General features: G+C 34.4%; 18 protein-coding genes and 1 pseudogene. 14 read left to right on the top strand and 5 right to left on the bottom strand.

Annotation, left to right across the window (positions count from 1 at the left end):
• Window positions 1-153: 153 nt before the first annotated feature.
• On the top strand, window positions 154-765 hold the full coding sequence (locus tag MKX66_RS14105) for a hypothetical protein (RefSeq protein ID WP_341086431.1): 612 nt from the start codon (window positions 154-156) through the stop codon (window positions 763-765).
• A gap of 67 nt (window positions 766-832) precedes the next feature.
• Here the strand turns inward: MKX66_RS14105 and MKX66_RS14100 are convergent, their stop codons facing one another.
• Window positions 833-1,954, bottom strand: a complete 1,122-nt coding sequence (locus tag MKX66_RS14100; protein ID WP_341086429.1) for an anti-sigma factor — start codon at window positions 1,952-1,954, stop codon at window positions 833-835.
• 5 nt (window positions 1,955-1,959) lie between these two features.
• Complete coding sequence (locus MKX66_RS14095) at window positions 1,960-2,445, bottom strand: RNA polymerase sigma factor (RefSeq protein ID WP_002125854.1); 486 nt, start codon at window positions 2,443-2,445, stop codon at window positions 1,960-1,962.
• 136 nt (window positions 2,446-2,581) lie between these two features.
• Between MKX66_RS14095 and MKX66_RS14090 the strand changes: the two genes are divergently transcribed.
• Window positions 2,582-3,484 carry an AraC family transcriptional regulator gene (locus MKX66_RS14090; protein WP_215590898.1) on the top strand — a complete coding sequence of 301 codons (903 nt, stop codon included), beginning with the start codon at window positions 2,582-2,584 and terminating at the stop codon, window positions 3,482-3,484.
• Window positions 3,485-3,637: 153 nt separating this feature from the next.
• Here MKX66_RS14090 and MKX66_RS14085 read toward each other — a convergent pair whose 3' ends face one another.
• Together MKX66_RS14085 and MKX66_RS14080 are read right to left on the bottom strand one after the other, a co-directional pair.
• Window positions 3,638-5,380: an ATP-binding response regulator gene (locus tag MKX66_RS14085; RefSeq protein ID WP_341086427.1), complete on the bottom strand. Its 1,743-nt coding sequence runs from the start codon at window positions 5,378-5,380 to the stop codon at window positions 3,638-3,640.
• 9 nt (window positions 5,381-5,389) lie between these two features.
• The gene (locus MKX66_RS14080; RefSeq protein ID WP_002064182.1) at window positions 5,390-6,091 is read right to left on the bottom strand and encodes a response regulator transcription factor; all 702 of its coding nucleotides are present in this window, start codon (window positions 6,089-6,091) and stop codon (window positions 5,390-5,392) included.
• 139 nt (window positions 6,092-6,230) lie between these two features.
• On the opposite strand from MKX66_RS14080, the gene MKX66_RS14075 reads away from it, so the two are divergent.
• The 10 genes from MKX66_RS14075 (at window position 6,231) to aceA (ending at window position 17,311) form a co-directional block, all read left to right on the top strand.
• Window positions 6,231-7,079, top strand: a complete 849-nt coding sequence (locus MKX66_RS14075) for a CPBP family intramembrane glutamic endopeptidase (RefSeq protein WP_002140783.1) — start codon at window positions 6,231-6,233, stop codon at window positions 7,077-7,079.
• A 34-nt stretch (window positions 7,080-7,113) separates the two neighbouring features.
• The gene (locus tag MKX66_RS14070; protein ID WP_445662206.1) at window positions 7,114-7,278 is read left to right on the top strand and encodes a hypothetical protein; all 165 of its coding nucleotides are present in this window, start codon (window positions 7,114-7,116) and stop codon (window positions 7,276-7,278) included.
• A 105-nt stretch (window positions 7,279-7,383) separates the two neighbouring features.
• Window positions 7,384-7,683 (top strand): hypothetical protein, encoded by a 300-nt coding sequence (locus tag MKX66_RS14065; protein ID WP_215590899.1) that lies wholly within the window; start codon window positions 7,384-7,386, stop codon window positions 7,681-7,683.
• Between the two features lie 222 nt (window positions 7,684-7,905).
• Window positions 7,906-9,174, top strand: coding sequence for a M48 family metallopeptidase (locus MKX66_RS14060; RefSeq protein WP_088038842.1), 1,269 nt, complete (start codon window positions 7,906-7,908; stop codon window positions 9,172-9,174).
• 135 nt (window positions 9,175-9,309) lie between these two features.
• A complete protein-coding gene (locus tag MKX66_RS14055) occupies window positions 9,310-11,037 on the top strand; it encodes a methyl-accepting chemotaxis protein (RefSeq protein ID WP_215590900.1) in 1,728 nt (575 codons plus the stop codon).
• A gap of 221 nt (window positions 11,038-11,258) precedes the next feature.
• A complete protein-coding gene (locus MKX66_RS14050) occupies window positions 11,259-12,155 on the top strand; it encodes a DMT family transporter (protein WP_078184071.1) in 897 nt (298 codons plus the stop codon).
• Between the two features lie 401 nt (window positions 12,156-12,556).
• On the top strand, window positions 12,557-13,213 hold the full coding sequence (locus MKX66_RS14045) for an S-layer homology domain-containing protein (protein WP_215590901.1): 657 nt from the start codon (window positions 12,557-12,559) through the stop codon (window positions 13,211-13,213).
• 347 nt (window positions 13,214-13,560) lie between these two features.
• Window positions 13,561-14,238 carry an S-layer homology domain-containing protein gene (locus tag MKX66_RS14040; protein ID WP_088030985.1) on the top strand — a complete coding sequence of 226 codons (678 nt, stop codon included), beginning with the start codon at window positions 13,561-13,563 and terminating at the stop codon, window positions 14,236-14,238.
• A 180-nt stretch (window positions 14,239-14,418) separates the two neighbouring features.
• On the top strand, window positions 14,419-16,008 hold the full coding sequence (gene aceB, locus MKX66_RS14035; RefSeq protein ID WP_012260535.1) for a malate synthase A: 1,590 nt from the start codon (window positions 14,419-14,421) through the stop codon (window positions 16,006-16,008).
• Window positions 16,009-16,033: 25 nt separating this feature from the next.
• Window positions 16,034-17,311 carry an isocitrate lyase gene (gene aceA / locus MKX66_RS14030; protein ID WP_002125874.1) on the top strand — a complete coding sequence of 426 codons (1,278 nt, stop codon included), beginning with the start codon at window positions 16,034-16,036 and terminating at the stop codon, window positions 17,309-17,311.
• A gap of 136 nt (window positions 17,312-17,447) precedes the next feature.
• Here aceA and MKX66_RS14025 read toward each other — a convergent pair whose 3' ends face one another.
• Window positions 17,448-17,942 (bottom strand): DUF6584 family protein, encoded by a 495-nt coding sequence (locus tag MKX66_RS14025; protein ID WP_215590902.1) that lies wholly within the window; start codon window positions 17,940-17,942, stop codon window positions 17,448-17,450.
• 275 nt (window positions 17,943-18,217) lie between these two features.
• Here MKX66_RS14025 and cspA point away from each other — a divergent pair, with 275 nt between their 5' ends.
• Window positions 18,218-18,421 (top strand): RNA chaperone/antiterminator CspA, encoded by a 204-nt coding sequence (gene cspA / locus MKX66_RS14020; RefSeq protein WP_002011282.1) that lies wholly within the window; start codon window positions 18,218-18,220, stop codon window positions 18,419-18,421.
• Window positions 18,422-18,447: 26 nt separating this feature from the next.
• A pseudogene (locus tag MKX66_RS14015) lies at window positions 18,448-18,709 on the top strand (hypothetical protein).
• Window positions 18,710-18,759 lie beyond the last annotated feature (50 nt).

Here is an 18,759-nt window from a genome sequence, read left to right as displayed (position 1 = left end):
TCGGAATCAGCCATTATAACAGAAAAATTTTTAAAAAACAGAATTGAATCATATTGTTTATTTTAATATAATTTATTTGTTAATTAATAACATATTTAAGGTATGATTCTTTATTGCGGTGAGAATTCTTTTTAGCATAGGAGGATTTACAGAATGGTTAAAACGGCAAAACCTGAAATGATGAATGAATTAAAAGAAACAGTTTACAAATTCTTTCCGAAAAATATTGTGAAAGAAAAAGGATTGTACGAGGAGTCCAAAGAGCATAAAAAGTTTGTAGACTTGAAAGAGAGTTTTATAAAAAACGAAAGCTCTCAAAAGGAAATTTTGTCTTTAATCGAGTCAACATTTTGTGATTATCACGTGTCAGACTATACAGATTTAAACCTATATAATTGTCTAGAATATAATGTGTTACTAAATGGAAAAGAACCGATGTTAAATGATGATATTGATTGGATACGAAAATCAAGAGGCGAGCGCCTTGATTTAGGGGTTTTTGTTAGCTTACTTGATAAATATTATTATTACTACGTATTAAAAACAACATATGATGAAGATGTAAGGGAATGGACTTTTGAAACAATCGATGTAGAAATGTATACCATTTGTGAATTTGATAAACTAATGAATACAAAAGGATTTGTAAGAGTAGAACGAGAGGTTGCTAGAACTGCAATTCCTGATATAGAAACGGAATGTTTACGTATGGGGGAAGTTAACGTATTCCACGCTTTATTCACAGATTCTGTTAGTGAAATATAGGTTTTAAATTATTAAAAAGGTTGTGTAGAAAATAGCTGCTATTTTCTACACAACCTTTTCATTTTCACTAATCAAACCAATTCCAAACCTCAATATCTCCAAGAGTCGCATAACGTACGTGCGGGGAGTTTTGTAATTTTAATAATTCTTTCGACGGCCCCGTAATGACAATGCCGTATACTTTTACGCCGTTATCTTTTACATATTTATAACGTTTATCTAAGTTGAGTTCTTTCTCAGGAAGTGCTGCTATTTTACTTACCGTTTTTTTATGGATAGAAAGGACGCGCATCATTTCGATTACTTGATCTTCTGGCGTTTTGTACTTGTCTGCGTTACTATCTAGAAATCTTACATGTTCTGGAAATCCTATAGCTTCTCCGCCATGTAAGATATAGTCATCTACATTTTTTCTTTCTTGTCCTGTATCTAAAGCGTACCATACAGGAGTTGGAGGGAGTTCTTGTGCTTCGAATATGCTATATAAAAGCGGTTCTAATTCTTTTAAAGTGTAAGTTTTATCAAAAGAAATTGCTACTTCTGCAACGGTTCCATCATGTACTTTTGCAAGTGTATCCCATACTTTTTTTGAGGAATCCTTTAAATAATCACCCTGCTTTGTTTTGGGATGAACAAAGAAGAGTTTTGGTTGATAGAACGGATTCATCCAAGTTTGTTTCGTGACATCTACAGATGATAAGAAGCTTTTTGTTTCTACTGTACCGAGTGGCATTTCTTTTTTACCGACGGTTCTTACTAAATCGAAGCTGCTGTTCGTACGGAAAAAAGCTTCTACACTTGTTCCGCCCCCCATAACACGGCTATTTGGGATAGTTGCTTCAAGTGCAAGCGAAGGAACTTCTCTAATTTCTTCTAGTCTTTTATCATTATTAGTTTGAAAATAAAAGGCTGATAATACCCCACCGATTATATATATAACGATGCAAATGGATAATATAAAACCAAACGTTTGTAACCGATGTTTCCACTTAATTCTCCAAAAAGGAACTTTAAGATCTTTTGGCGGTAATTTTTTCTTTACGGGTTCACTCTTCGCAAGCAATTCATCTAAATGAGCTCCACATTCTGCACAAGTTTCTATATGACTTTCTAACTGTTCTTGTTCGTCATGTGTGAGCGTTCCTTTTTCGTATTTCGTCCACAGTTTTTTAAACTCTGCACAACCCATCTGTATCACTCCTTTATGCTTTTCGTTTCTTTTCGTCCTCGGTGTAATTCAATTTTTACTTTTGCTAACGAGAGACCAGTCATTTCTGCTATTTCCTTATAAGAGAATCCGTAGTAATCTCGTAGTAGTAACACATTTCGTCTTTCGAGCGGAAGAGAGGATATACTTTGTAACCAACTAGCAATCTCATGTTTTACGAAATAAGAGTGTTCTGTACTTGGCACGTTTGGTAAATGGAATTCTTCAATTTGCGTTGTTTTATACTTCTTTTCTTTTCGGTACCAATCGATAAAGGCGTTGTAGGCGATTGTAAATAACCACGGCCTAATTTCTTCTCCTTTATAATAGTCAATATGGACGAGCATTCGGTAAAATGTTTCTTGCATGAGATCTTCAGCACTATGAGAATCTCCGGTTAGGGAGAGAAGATAGCGAAATAAATCTTGCATATGCTCTGAGTAAATTTCTTCTAATGATTGTTTGCGTTTCACTACATTTCCCTCCCTTCATACATAACAACGAAATACATATAAAAAAGTTACAATTTTTACGAAATTATAGTAAAAAACGTCAAGAATTGGATAGGATTCTCTTTTATCATAATACATATAAGGCGGGTGAACAGAGATGGAAAGCTATGAAACACAAATTCAAAGGTCAATTGATTATATTGAGGAAGATGTAATGGAAAAACAAACGCTGCGTAATTTAGCACGTGTTGCAGGTTTTTCTGAGTCGCATTTTCATCGTGTATTCCAGGCGTTAGTAGGCGATACAGTAATGGAGTATGTTCGAAAGAGGAGGTTAGCCCGGGCAGCTTATCAACTTTCTCATACGGATGAAAAAGTTATTGATATCGCATTTGAGCATGGCTTTCAATCTCATGAAACGTTCACGAGAGCCTTTAAAAAATTATTTCAAATGACACCAAGTGAATATCGAAAACAAGAAATTGAAACACCAATGTATTATAGAGTGAATGTAAAGCAAAGAAAATTAAATCCATATTTAGGGGGCATACAAATGGAATATCGTATTGTAAATAAACCAGAATTTTTAATGGCGGGTTATGAGCTGAAGACGACAAGTAAAGAAGGAAAAAACCATCAAGACATTCCAGCATTTTGGCAAGAATATTTACAAAAAGATCTTGGAACGACGATTCCGAATCGTAAAGATACGAGCCAATGGGTAGAACTTGGATTATGTACTGATTTTAATTTAGAAACAGGGGACTTCACTTATATTATCGGAATGGAAGTTACAGACTTTGAAAATGTACCAAATGCAGTTGCAAAGCGTACATTCCCATCCGCAACGTATGCAGTATTTACAACGCCGAAAGTTTCTCATGAAGAAATGGTATCGTCTATTCACCAAACGTGGAATGCAGTATTCTCAGAATGGTTCCCGCATTCAGGATACGAACATTGCGGCGTTAATGAGTTTGAGCTATACGATGAACGTTCCCATGCAGATAAAAGTGAGTTCGCTCAAATTGAACTTTGGATACCGGTGAAGAAGAAATAATAGAAAGAAAGACCGTTCAAAAGGTATTTTTGGACGGTCTTCTTTTATTAATAGGTTGCTACTATTGTTGTATTTTATAGTTAAGTCGATATAATTTCATTTACTAGCGCGCTGCTCCGAAAAGAGAAAGGTGCTTTATAAAAGCACCTTTTTCTACGAACTAAATGGAAACACAAGTATAATCGTCGTTCCTTTTCCAACTTCACTATCAATGAAAATCGTTCCGTTATGGGCATGCACGAGCTGTTTTGTAATGGCGAGACCAAGTCCAGTTCCGATGTTGCTTTCTTCTGTATTCGTTCCTCTGTAATATCGCTCGAATAGAAGTTCTTTCGTTTTATCATCCATACCTTTTCCATTATCTGAAATAGATAGTGTAAATGAATTTGCATTTTGCGAAAGCTTTACGATTACGTTTGTCGTTTCATTATTATGTTTTACAGCGTTTGCTAATAAGTTTTCGATAATACGTTGGAACCATTTTTCTTCAATAAAATATTGGATTTTGCTTGAACTTGGCACGAATTCAATGTTTTGATTTTGTAGTGTCGGGTTATTAATAAATTGTAATAGTACTTTTCGGACGAACTGATTAATTTCAACATTTACGTGTTGCGCAGGAAGAGTATCATTTTTTAATTGATATGTTAAGCTTAAGTCGTCAATTAATGTAGTCATATATTGAGATTTTTCTTTCATTACATGGCCAAATTGTTGAATGTCTTGATCCGTCCAATTATATTGCTTCGATTCTAGTAATAATGCATAGCCGTATATAGAGCTAAGCGGTGTTTTTAGATCATGCGTCAGGCCGGTAATCCACTCTTCACGTGTTTGTTGCAGTACTTTTCTCATTGCATCGTTCTTTTTCAAAGTAATAGAAAGGTGCTCTAGTGAGTTTGTAACATCTTTAAATATGCGGAACGACCATTTTTCTTTACCGGAGCGCCGAAACCGAACAGGTTTGCCTTTTTTACTAACAGGTTCTTCATATTTTCCTCCGGCTATGTTTTTAAGCCAGCGCATCGTGTGTAATAAAGGCTTTCCAAACTTATTTCCATACCAAATTGAAAGAATGACTAAATAAGCAAACACAATAAGGAGGATTAAGCTGCATCCGATTAGAAGTTTCTTGGTAAATATATCATCTAATTCATCATCTGGATAATAATGAGCGTTTGGGGCGGATACAACGACGAGATGACCGCTATTTGAATCGTAAAAACCAGATGTATTTTCTTTATAATTCCACGGTTCTTTTTCATTAAGAGCTGTTTTTATAGCCGAAAATGTTTTTTTCTTCCCAGTTGGATAGGAAAAAACTTCTTCGCCATTGTTATTAAATATTTGCAGTGTTGCTTTTTCTTTAGAAAGTAATTGTTTTTCTTGTTCAGTTAATGCAAATTCATTTAATGATAAAGAAGGGTGTCCTTGTTGTATCGTTTTTAGTAATGCATTACTTTTTAGTTTGGCACCGTAAATAACGATCACTGGTTTCTTTTCTAATTTAATTTCCCAATAGTTAAATTTATAAATATTGTTGTTACTATTCTGTAAATACGTAAGTAAGGATGTCTTTGTGTAAGAGGTCGGAACATCGTTAGGCGTATTAAAGTTGTAAAGGACCTTTCCATCTTCATCTACAATTTGAAGCCAATCACTCTTTTCTGTTATTAAATCTTTTACCTCAGATTTTAAAGTAATGTTATTTTCTTCAGAAGAAATATATTCGGAGATTGTAAAGGTATCATAATCAGAAATATTAGGTTCATATAAAGTACTATTAAGAAGAAAAATTAAATAAGAAAAAGAAGCAATTACTGCGATAAGTAACGTAACTAAGACAAAAACGTGTTGTAAAATAAACTGGATTATAAGTCGTTTATTAAAATTCATATCTTTAACCTACTTTGTAATGAACTTATAGCCAAGTCCGCGAACTGTTTTTATGTATTCTGGTTTACTTGGATCTTGTTCAATTTTTTCACGTAGTTTTCGAATGTGAACCATAACAGTATTATCATCTCCATTATAGGCAGGTGCTCCCCAAACTTTTTCGTATAATTCTTCCTTCGAAAATACGTAGTTCGGATTCTCACAAAAGAATAGTAGTAGTTGAAAGAGTTGAGCGGAACATTCGACAACGTTTCCATCTACTGTTAGTTCCGCAGAATGTTGATCAATTTCAAATCTCCCAAAAGAAAAGGAGTATATTCTTTGTTCTTGTATGTTTTGTTTCATATGTCTTCGGAGTTGAGCTTTCATACGAGCGACTACTTCTAGTGGATTAAATGGTTTCGTAATGTAATCATCCGCACCGTATGAAAATCCGGAAATTTTATCTACATCAGATGTTTTTGCTGTTAGGAAGAAGATAGGGCAATCCGTTTTTTGGCGAATGATTGGACAAATGTCAAAACCGGATTGTCCAGGAAGCATTACATCTAAAATAATTAAATCGTAATTGTTTTGCTCGGTGAGAGATAAGGCTATTTCCGCAGATGTTGCAGTTGTAATATGAGAAAAACCTTCTTTTTCAAGAATGGTAGTTAGTAATTGTAAAATTGCTGTTTCATCATCAATGAGTAGAATATTTGCGTGATACATATGAATCCCTCCTAATTTCCTCGAATATCATATCATCTTTTTGTAACTTATGGAATTTTTAAGGAAATTTTAAGGTTTTCTTTCACAAAAAATTAAGATTCAAATGATATGATAAAAGTAACATGGGGAGGAGATGAATGTGAATCCGTTTCAAACGATGCGAGCTAGATATTTTTTAATTGTATTTGCATTACTAATTTTAATAGCACGAAGTAGTAATGAAGTGCTAGAAAATACATTTCATATACAGAATTCATCTTTTATAAATATGCTTATATTTTATATCCTTCCAATAATATGGCTTTTTTACGGATATAGAAAGCATCGTGTTTCATTTTCATTATTTATTAATAGAAACGAAACATTTAACCTAGTGCAAGTTTTGTACATCGCGATTATACTTTGTATGTTTAGTTACGGCTATCTTATTTTATATATGTACAGCTTTGCATGGATTACACCAGATTTTATTATGAATGCCTTGCATGAACCGATTATAGATAGTACCGGGGGATATGTATTTCAATTTATTAGGGTTGTATTTATCGCGCCTATTGTCGGAGAGTTTGTTTTTCGAGGGTTTTTACTGCAGCGTTTTGCGGCAAAATGGGGTACTAGTATAGCAATGGTCGTTGTAGCACTTTTATTTGCTTGCTTACATGTTGATTTCCTTGGTGCAGTTGTGTTTAGCATCGTACTATCAATTGTATATATTCGTACGAAAAGCTTACTCATGCCAATTGCTATTCATATGTTAAACAATGCGCTTGTGCTTAGTTCTTCTTTTTTAGTAAGTAGAGAAAAGATAATGAGTTTTGCCGATTTTTCGAACTATACGACATTCTTTCCAGGATTAATTATTTTTATGACAGGATTAAACTTAGTGCTCATCTTTTTATTTGTGAATCGCAAATATTGGAGTAAAGAAGTGCCTGTTATATATGCAGAGAGGGAGAAGAACTTTTCAAGTATAATAGGAGATAAATAAGGTAGAGAAGACGTTTGAGAAAATATTGAAGGAAATGATAGATTATTGTACTTCTATTAGATATAAGTACTTTGCCATCAATAATGATACAGGAAATATTATTTTTCTTTTTATCGTGTTAGGGACATTAATAATAGTCAGCTTTATTATAGAAGAAATGATGAAGCGCATCTTCAGACAATATGTAGAAATGAAGTGAATTATGTTAGGACCCATAAAATGTTGGAGAAAGTGATGGGGACTTTTATTTTATGAAAACTAAATCATCATTAATTCGAAATTTGAAAGGGATGTATAAAATTATATGAATGAAACAATATCATCAAATAAGTTTTTTTATTTGATTGTGCTTAGTATAGTGCTGATAACGACAGTCAATGTTATTCTTCGCTGGGAGGAAGCTTACTTTTTTATGTATTTAGCGCTCCATTTATTAGGGATTTTATGCATAACGGGCGGAGTAGTTGCTGAGAAAAAGCATGAAGAAAGTATTAATTATATGTGTGTGATGGGTCTTATATTACTTCTAACTGTACAAGGTATTATGAAATATAGTTCTTTTTCTTTGCAAGATTTTAGTTTGTTAATAGATGTACTTCCTTAAGAAGGATTTTAAGGACTATGAATATATACGATATGTAAAAGGCATTGGTTTGTAAGTACATTTCTTATACCAGATTATGAGCCGGTGAAACTCTTCTTGTAATAGAAGAGTTTTTTTATGTAAATTGAACGAGCTAGAACAATTATCACGATTAGCTTGTTCTAATTTTGAAAGTACGAACTTACAATAATAATAGACAGGCAGCATAGAGGAGGGAATAGCGTGAGGAAAGTTATTGGGTGGTCGCTTTTTTTATACGTTGGGTTTGCGTTACTTATATATTGGTATTTATTTGGATGGAATCATGAGCTCATTCCGGACATGTATAAAGGAACGAGTGCAGATCCAGAAACCTTTATGAATGCGAGGGAGCTTACGCTAAGTCAAGATTATTCGCGTGTGAAAAATTTACTGTTCTTTTTAGCGACGCCTCTTGAATGGATTATTTTATTATTTGTACTCGTGCTCGGTATTTCAAAAAAGTTTGAGAAATGGTCGAAGGAAACGACCAAAATAAATGTCTTACAAGTTGCGATTTATTTCTTTTATTTATCACTACTAACAACAGTTCTTGCATTACCGATGCAATGGATCGGGCGTAAAGTGTCCGTTGATTACGGAATATCTACGCAAAGCACACAAAGCTGGATAAAAGATCATGTCATCGATTTTTGGGTGAACTATGCGACTATGTTACTCATTGTTACGGTTTTGTTATGGCTCATCCGTAAATTCCCGAAGAGATGGTGGCTAGCAGGATGGGCGCTCTCTGTACCATTTACAATCTTTTTAACGTTCGTGCAACCTGTTGTAATTGATCCACTTTATAATGATTTCTCGACGCTAAAAAATAAGGAATTAGAAACGAAAATTTTAGCGATCGCAGATAAAGCTGATATTCCAGCTAAACACGTATATGAAGTAAATATGTCGGAAAAAACGAATTCGTTAAATGCGTACGTAACGGGAATTGGCCCTAACGCCCGTATTGTAATGTGGGATACAACACTTAAGCAATTAAAAGATAAAGAGATTTTATTTATTATGGCTCATGAAATAGGGCATTATGTTATGAAACATATATATTGGGGCGTTGCGAGCTATGTGTTGCTATCGTTTATAGGTATGTATTTAATTAGTCGTATTATAAATATGTGTATTCGAAAATGGGGAGATACACTGCAAATTCCAAAATTAGCATGTTTCTCAATTTTACCTTTATTTTTCTTAATTTCCTCTTTATTATCTTTTGCAGCACAACCAGCAACAAACTACGTTTCTCGTATAGAAGAACGAGCGGCAGATCAATACGCTTTAGATATGACGAAAGATGGAAATTCAGGTGTGAAAACTTTTCAATATTTATCAAAGACGAGCTTAAGCCAAGTGAATCCGCCTGCATTAGTGAAGTTTTTCTTATATACACATCCACCAATTTTCGAAAGAATTCATACGTTTGAACAATATGAAAAACAAAAAAACAAGAAGTAGCGATTATGCTACTTCTTTTTTATAGAAATATAAGTTTGGTATTGGGAATATTTACCATTGCTTTTTATTGTGATTTTGTAAATAATAAGCTATAAAATTCTAAAAATCTATATATAAAGGAATAAAGGTGGAAATATGTATTTTTTACAAAATTTAAAAGTGAAACATAAATTATTCTTACTTATCTCATTAGCAGTTTTGGGCATGGCAATTATGAGTTGTGTAGCAATTAATTCTATTAATAAGATTAAGCGCGATACAGAGGTTGTAGTAGATGATTATCAAAATTCTGCAGTTTTATTAGAAGGAATGCTTCGTACACAAAATTCACTAGAATATAACTTACTAGAATTAATTACAACGTCACAAAATGAGGGGACAAATAAAGAAGGGATTATTGGTAATGTTGAAAAGGATCTTAAAAAATATGATTCTTTATTAAAAGAATATGATGATGGCGTTAATTTAAGTAAGCAAGAGGATGAGCTGTTTCAGAAGATGAAGAAATCTTTGCCAAGTTATATGGAGACATATAAGAAGTTGTTTGACAAAGCAAAGGGAACAAATGAATCTCAAATGGTAAACGAATTTCAAAAGGACTTAAAACCGAAGGGAGTAGAGTTAGCTGCTTATGCTGTAGATTTAGAAGAGTATGTTTCAAATTTAGCTGACCAAGTATTTAAAGATTCTCAAAAAATGATAGATCGGTCCGTTATTACCTTTATCATTCTTGCAGTAGTTACTACAATCATTATATGTATAGTAAGTTATATTATTAGCAAACTTATAGTTGCTCCTTTACAAACGGTTAGTCGTATGATGGAAAGAGCAAAAGAGGGAGATTTAACTGTACATGGTGATTATAATGCTAAAGATGAATTAGGTATATTAGTAAGTGATTTTAACGAGATGATTGCAGGGCTAAGAACAAATATGCAAGAAGTAGAGAATAATATTCAGCTTTTATTCCAACATGCAGACGGAGTAGTATCTGCATCAGAAGTATCTAGCGGTGCAGCAAAGAAAATCACTATGGATATTGAAGAAGTTGCCAATGGCGCAGAGAGCCAAATGCAAGCAATGGAACAAACTGCGGGTGCGATGGAAGAGTTGACACAAGGAATGCAGAGCATAGTGAATACATCATCCTCTGTAAATGAATTGTCTGCTCAATCAGCATTAGATGCAGAGAGTGGTAACAAATTAATGAAACAAATGATTCAACAGATGGATACAATCCAAAATTCAGTACATAGCGGTGTGAAACAAGTAGAGACTATGAAAGAACAATCAGAAGAAATTGTTAAAATCATTGATGTTATGCAAGGTATTACCTCTCAGATTAACTTATTAGCATTAAATGCCGCAATTGAGGCTGCACGTGCTGGAGAAAGTGGTAGAGGATTTGCAATTGTGGCAGATGAAGTAAGAAAATTAGCAGAACAATCTAGTCATTCTGCAAAACAAATTGAGAAACTTATTATTCAAGTTATGGGAACAACGAACCATACGGTAGACATGATGGGGAAAGTAGATAATGAGGTACAGGCAGGTACACAAGTAGTGATGAATACAGAAAAAGTATTTGGAAAAATCACTGAAAAAGTGCAGCAAGTATCTAATCAAATTCAAACTGTATCTATGTCTACAGATGAAATTGCAGCGAGTAGTGAGGAGATTTCTGCTTCTGCAGAAGACATGGCTCAAATTTCCCAAAGATCATCTGATCGAACTGATAGGGTAAAAGAGTCTATTCATCAGCAAGAAAAATCAGTTCAAGAAATCTCAGTTTCAATTGAGCATCTGCATAGCGTAGCAGGAGGATTAAAGCAGATTGTTTCACAATTTACTCTTCAAAAATAGTATATTTAAGTTTATATATAGTGAAATTCCTCTGAATAAATAGCAAAAAAATCATCCTTTATAAGAAATAAAGGATGATTTTTTTATTATGAAAATTTGGTGTGAACTCTACTTTTTACATTCTATTTTTTTACAGTTTTTCAATTGTGATATATAATGATATATATAATGTTTTTAGAATTTTTAGTTTATAAAGAGATGATTGTAGGGGGAGGAGAAAATTGTTTCATTCAAAATCAATGCCGGCTATAAAAATGATCCTTTCGATGTCTATTTTCGGATCGATTGGATTTTTTTCTGTCCAAACGGGTTTACCATCTTTCGAATTAGTATTTATTCGTTGTATTTGTGCGACTTTATTTTTAACGCTATGTTGGTTTGCAACAGGACAATATAAAAATGAGAAATGGAATAAAAAAGAAATTGTACAAATATTAGCGTGTGGCGTATTTCTCGTTTTTAACTGGGTGTTTTTATTTAAAGCGTTTGAACTCATGTCGATTACAATTGCGATTTCAGTGTATCATCTCGCTCCAATTATCGTATTAATGATCGGTAGTATCGTATTTAAAGAGAGACTTACAGTATTTGCTGTTATGTCCATTGTTATTTGTTTTATCGGCACAGTGTTAGTAGCTGGAGTGGACGGTAGTATGTCGCTTGAGAAATTAATGTCATCTGGAATGGTATGGGCACTTCTTGCGGCTTTATTTTATGCTTTTACAACGTTGCTCGGAAAAGGAATTAAGCATACGAGTGCATATGCGATGACCTTTTTACAAACGTTTTTAGGTATATTTTTATTGCTACCATTCGTAGATTTCGGGAAGTTTCAAGGATTAACAGAGATGAACTGGATGATGATTACTGCGACAGGACTTATACATACTGGGTTTGTATATTACTTATTTTTTGACAGTTTAAGAGATTTACCGACGAGACTTATTTCTGTATTAGTGTTTTTAGATCCTGCTGTTGCAATTTTGTTAGATACGATCTTTACTGGATTCAGACCGACGAGTATGCAAATTGTAGGGATTGCCTTAATATTTGTAGGAATGGCATTTACTTTCTGGAAGCCGAGGGATGAAAGAGTGAAAGTGTACTCAGAAGCATAATATTTACCGGGATTAAAAGTAGCTACGTCATTAACGTTAATAGGTGGAATGTTTTTTAGTGCAAATGGACAATATTTGCACTTTTTTTGTCTGAAAAATGAAGTTTTTATAAGCAAAGGATTTAATGAAAATCTTATAGAATATGTTAGTGTACAACATTGTAAATCCTTTGAAACTGAAGAAGGATTTACAGAGTATACGTCATAATAATTTGTCTATGATTCGGTATACCAATTGAAATGAGGACGGATTTGCTTCCCTTTAGTAGTAATCTTCAAAATAATAGATGTTAAAAATGAATGTATTACATGAGATTTGCAAATACAGCATATGTAATATGGAAAAAGAATGTAGTCTATTATTTTCCATTTTAATAAAATGGAAATGAAGGAGAGAGGGCAATGAAGAAAAGAATGTTGCGTATAATGACGGTAGCGACTATTATGGGTGGTTTATTATTAAATGTAAATGTTCCTAATATAAAAGCAGAAGAGTATCCAGAAATGATTGTATTTGATGATGTTCCAGTAGGCTATTGGGCATATGAATATATTATAGAGGTTGCATATAATAAAGTTATGCTAGGTTATGGAAATGGGAAATTTGGTGTTGGCGATAATGTAACGCGAGAACAAGTGGCGGCAGTACTGTATCGCGCACTTAATATAAAAAATGAAGGACCGTTACATAATCCGTATAAAGATATTTCTGAAAGATCAACAATGTTTCCAAAGGAAATTTTAGCGTTAACAGAACATGGTATTTTTAAAGGTGATGAGAAGGGGAATTTCAGACCGGGGGAAACGATAACACGTGCAGAAGTAGCACAAGTCCTTACACGAGCATTTTCATTTGAAGTGAAGAAGAAACATACATTTGCAGATGTACCAAATAATTATTGGGCAAAAAATGCAATTAGTGCATTGCAATCTAATAATGTCATAATAGGAACAGGGAATGGGAAATTTGAACCAAATAAATTTGTAACACGTGAGCAATATGCAGCATTTTTATATAAGGCTATTATTAATTTTCATTTGAAAGATGAGAAGTATTAAGCGGAAATTCAAAAGTTGTTTAATAGAAAGGTGAAAATATTTTAATTATAGTAATATGTTATTTTGAAAAAAGTGCAAAAGTTTTGCGCTTTTTTTATTTAATTCATGTATATTTATTCACTTTAATACAAAACATGAATTTACCAAAAATGAAAAAAACAGGTGTGTTAAAGTGACAATTCATAAGAAAAAGATATTATTTAGTAACTTTATTATCAACGAAGTGTAAAGGAAAGTATGTGAAAAGATGTTCACAAAATAGACAAAACTTATATAAATAAGTATATTGATACTTTTTTATTAATTCTTTATAGTAGAAAAAAGTATGTTTTTAGGGGGAAAATGCGGTGAAGAAAAAGTTTTTAAAAATAGCAACGGCTTTAACAATTATGGGTGGAGTTGTATTAAGTGCAGAAGGTACTAAAGTAAATGCTGAAGTAGTTGTGAAGCAACAACAACAAGCAAATTCTGTTGTATTTAAAGATGTACCAAAAGGTCATTGGTCTTTTGAAGCTATTCACACTCTAGCAGGCTGGGGAATCATTAATGGTTATGGAGATGGGAAGTTTGGTTTTGGTGATGATGTAACACGTGAGCAAGTAGCGGCTTTAATTTATCGTACGATTGATTTTAGCGAAGTGTTTGAGGAAGGCGACGTACTTGAGAATCCATACAAAGATATTAATGAAAACTCAACAATGTTCATAGAAGAAATTTTAGTATTAACAGAAGTAGGTATCTTAAAAGGTGATGGAACTGGGAACTTTAGACCGAAGGATACGCTAACACGTGCGGAAATGGCACAGGTTCTTACGAATGCTTTTGAATTAGAAGCAAAGGGACCTCATACTTTTAATGATGTTCTAACAGATTCATGGGCAAACAATGCAATTAGCGCAATACAAACAAATAATATTACAATTGGAATAGGAGAAAATAAATTTGGTCCGTCTATGAGCGTAAAGCGCGAACAATACGCACAGTTTTTATATAGAGCCATTTCGAATGATATGGCACAGCAATAAAAAATAATACATAAAGGCCACTGTTGTATAGCAGTGGCCTTTTTTTGCGCGAAAGAAAGGCGGTTTGAAAAAAAAATGAAGTGAATTTTCAAAAAAAACTTCCTTTTCTGAAGATTTGTTATATAATATAAAACATAAAATTAAATCTGTTATAAGACAGTTTAAGAAGGGGATGCTAATATGTCGACGCAAACTTCACGGGTTACACTGGCCGGAGAAATGTTACCAGCGTACAACGAAATATTGACACCTGAGGCGCTTAGTTTTTTAAAGGAACTGCATGAAAATTTCAATGAACGCCGCACGGAACTTTTAAAAAAGCGTGTGGAGAAACAAAAAAGAATTGATGCAGGGGAGTTTCCTACGTTTTTAGAAGAAACCAAGCATATACGTGAAGGGGATTGGACAATTGCCCAGCTTCCGAAAGATTTAGAGGATCGCCGCGTGGAGATTACTGGGCCGGTGGATAGAAAGATGGTCATTAACGCTTTAAATTCAGGAGCACATCTTTTTATGGCAGACTTTGAAGATTCGAATGCACCAACTTGGAGAAATGCTGTCGAAGGTCAAATTAACTTACGAGATGCGAGTAAGGGAACGATTTCACATAAAAATGAAAACGGAAAAGAATATCGTTTAAATAGTAAAACAGCTGTATTAATTGTGCGTCCGAGAGGGTGGCATTTAGAAGAAAAACATATGCAAGTTGACGGCAAGAACATGTCTGGCAGTTTAGTAGATTTTGGTTTGTACTTTTTCCATAATGCGAAGACGCTTTTAGCAAAAGGAAGTGGCCCATACTTTTACTTACCGAAAATGGAAAGTTACTTAGAGGCAAGATTATGGAATGACGTTTTCGTATTCGCTCAAAAGTATATCGGTATTCCGAACGGAACGATTAAAGCGACTGTGTTAATAGAAACGATTCACGCTTCATTTGAAATGGATGAAATTTTGTATGAACTAAGAGATCATTCTGCTGGTTTAAACTGCGGACGATGGGATTATATATTTAGTTTCTTAAAGAGCTTCCGTAATCATAATGAATTTTTACTTCCGGATAGAGCGCAAGTCACGATGACAGCGCCGTTTATGCGCGCGTATTCTTTGAAAGTTATTCAAACGTGTCATCGTCGTAACGCGCCAGCAATCGGAGGGATGGCGGCGCAAATCCCAATTAAAAATGATCCAGAAGCAAATGAGGCAGCTTTCGAGAAAGTGCGTGCTGATAAGGAGCGCGAAGCTTTAGACGGTCATGATGGGACTTGGGTTGCCCACCCGGGACTTGTACCGGTTGCAATGGAAGTATTTAATCACATAATGAAAACGCCAAATCAAATTTTTAGAAAGCGTGAAGGAATACGTGTAACAGAAAAGGATTTATTAGAAGTACCGATGGGAACGATTACAGAAGGTGGTCTTCGTACGAATATTAACGTCGGTATTCAATATATTGCATCTTGGTTAAGCGGGCGGGGAGCAGCTCCAATTTATAACTTAATGGAAGATGCAGCAACAGCAGAAATATCAAGAGCACAAGTATGGCAGTGGATTCGTCATGAGGGTGGAAAGCTAAGTGATGGCCGTAATATCACTTTTAAATTAATGGAAGAATTGAAAGAAGAAGAACTAGCAAAAATAGAAAGAGAGATTGGTAAGGAAGCATTTAATAAGGGGAGATTTGAAGAAGCTACAAAACTGTTTACAAACCTTGTTCGTAATAACGAGTTCATGCCGTTTTTAACATTACCGGGTTATGAAATTTTATAAGAAACAAGAAAAGGGGATGGAACATATGAAAAACGAAAGAATTGATAAATTGCAGGAAAGCTGGGAATTAGATACGCGCTGGAAAGGGATAACACGTCCATATACAGCTGAAGATGTAATTCGTCTGCGCGGATCGATTGATATTGAACATACGTTAGCGCGCTGCGGTGCAGAGAAGCTTTGGAAATCACTTCATACAGAAGATTATATTAATGCACTTGGGGCATTAACAGGAAACCAAGCGATGCAACAAGTGAAGGCTGGATTAAAAGCAATTTATTTAAGCGGTTGGCAAGTAGCGGCAGATGCGAACCTTTCTGGACATATGTATCCTGACCAAAGCTTATACCCAGCGAACAGTGTGCCAGCTGTTGTAAAACGAATTAACCAAACACTTCAACGTGCTGATCAAATTCAGCATATGGAAGGTAGCGGTGATACGGATTATTTCGTTCCAATTGTGGCGGATGCTGAAGCTGGGTTTGGTGGACAGTTAAACGTATTTGAATTAATGAAAGGGATGATTGAAGCTGGTGCATCTGGCGTGCACTTTGAAGACCAATTATCTTCAGAGAAAAAATGCGGGCATTTAGGCGGAAAAGTATTATTACCGACGCAAACAGCGGTGCGTAATTTAATTTCGGCACGTCTTGCTGCGGATGTAATGGGTGTACCAACAATTATCGTCGCAAGAACAGATGCAGATGCGGCAGATTTAATTACGAGCGATATCGATCCAGTTGATCAAGAGTTTATTACAGGCGAAAGAACGCCAGAAGGGTTTTATCATACGAAAGCAGGTCTTGATCAAGCAATTGCACGTGGTTTAGCGTATGCGCCGTATGCAGATCTCGTTTGGTGTGAAACGTCGGAGCCAAATTTAGAAGATGCAAAACGCTTTGCGGACGCAATTCATAAGAAATATCCAGGGAAGCTACTTGCTTACAACTGTTCCCCTTCTTTTAACTGGAAACAAAAATTAGATGAAAAAACGATTGCAAGCTTCCAAAAAGAAATTGCATCGTACGGTTATAAATTCCAGTTCGTAACGCTTGCTGGATTCCATTCATTAAATTACGGCATGTTTGAATTAGCGCGTGGTTATAAAGAGCGCGGCATGGCAGCGTACTCTGAATTACAACAAGCAGAGTTCGCAGCAGAGAAATACGGTTACTCTGCAACGCGCCATCAACGCGAAGTAGGAACAGGATACTTTGATGAAGTAGCACAAGTGATTACAGGCGGTACTTCATCAACGACTGCTCTAAAAGGATCCACAGAAGAAGAACAGTTTACGAAATAAAGGTATAAGTAGGTGCCCCAAAAAATATTTTTGGGGCACTTTTCTTATTTATTATTACGTCGCTGACATTGTTAAACTTTGTCGGAAAGTTGATGTAATTTTATTTGTCGTCGTATTGTGGGACGTTCACTTCTATTTAAAATATCCAATCCAATATAGTGAATATACCAACGATAGCAGTAAAAAGAAGGAATACGAATAATGATAGACAGCCCCATGTAAATAGTTTGTCTTTCCATGTTTCTTCATAATCATCAATTAGTTCCTCTATCACTTTTTTCTGCAATGGCTGTAAGGGACGTTCGGTGTGTAGTCCTGTAATAATGTTACGATCTCCTTTGAATTTTAAAGCACGTACAATATGATAAGAGTCGTTTCCCATCGATTTTTCAAATTGTAGACATGCCGCGTGCATAACATCTGTTTTCTCTTTTTCAAGATACCAATACCGTCCAGCCATTTCTGGGTATTGTAATGTAAAGTAAATGTCACCGAGTTTTTTCCTAAGTGCTAATTCATTCGGATAAGTAGTGATTAATCCGTGTAATCTATCTCTTGCTTTTCCAAGGTTGTTATTTTCAATATCTTTTTCAATTCTCTTTAATGTTTTTTTAGGGATTATTTCTGTCATACACGCCTCCTTATTAGAATAGGTATGGTTATATTTTATAAGAAATACTAAAATTTAGAAATTTTATTTTTAAAAAGATTGTACATTCTATTTTAAGTGTGTTATGATAATACCAGTTGAATAATTAAATTAAGCAATCCATATATTATCAAATGCCGAAAACAAACGGGAAAAAGTATGTGAGAACTAGTTTATGTTTCGAATTTGATAATGTGTGGATTCTTTTTTTATACATGAAGACTAAATAAAATGTATTTTCGTAGGAGGAAATAATTATGACAGTTACAGGACAAGTAAAATGGTTTAACAACGAAAAAGGCTTCGGTTTCATCGAAGTTCCAGGCGAAAACGATGTATTCGTACATTTCTCTGCAATCGAAACTGATGGTTTCAAATCTTTAGAAGAAGGCCAAAAAGTTAGCTTCGAAATCGAAGATGGCAACCGTGGACCTCAAGCTAAAAACGTAATCAAACTATAATTTTATAGTTTATTATAGAAAAAAGGATGGCTTATGCCATCCTTTTTTTTGTTGTTGAGATATACGATATTTATATTAGTAATAAAGACAGCCTAAAAAGTACGATTGAAGAAATAAAGGCGTACTCGAAAACTTATGAAAATGATAAAGTGACGGTAATTGATTTGAGGAAGTCTCATTCTCGGTATTTAGATCAAGAACCATATATAATCATAGTACAGGTTGAAAGAGATACAGAGAATCTTGGAAGAAAAAATAGTAGGTTTTTTTGAGGATGAAGAAGAATGAAGGAAATGGCAATCGGTATGTAAAAAGGGCTTTCCGTAAAGGAAGGCCTT

The sequence above is a fragment of the Bacillus sp. FSL R9-9530 genome (genome assembly GCF_038008145.1).
Taxonomy (GTDB): Bacteria; Bacillota; Bacilli; order Bacillales; family Bacillaceae_G; genus Bacillus_A; species Bacillus_A mycoides.
The sequence above is the reverse complement of the archived record's forward strand: the minus strand, read 5'-3'. Positions and strand labels throughout refer to the sequence as shown.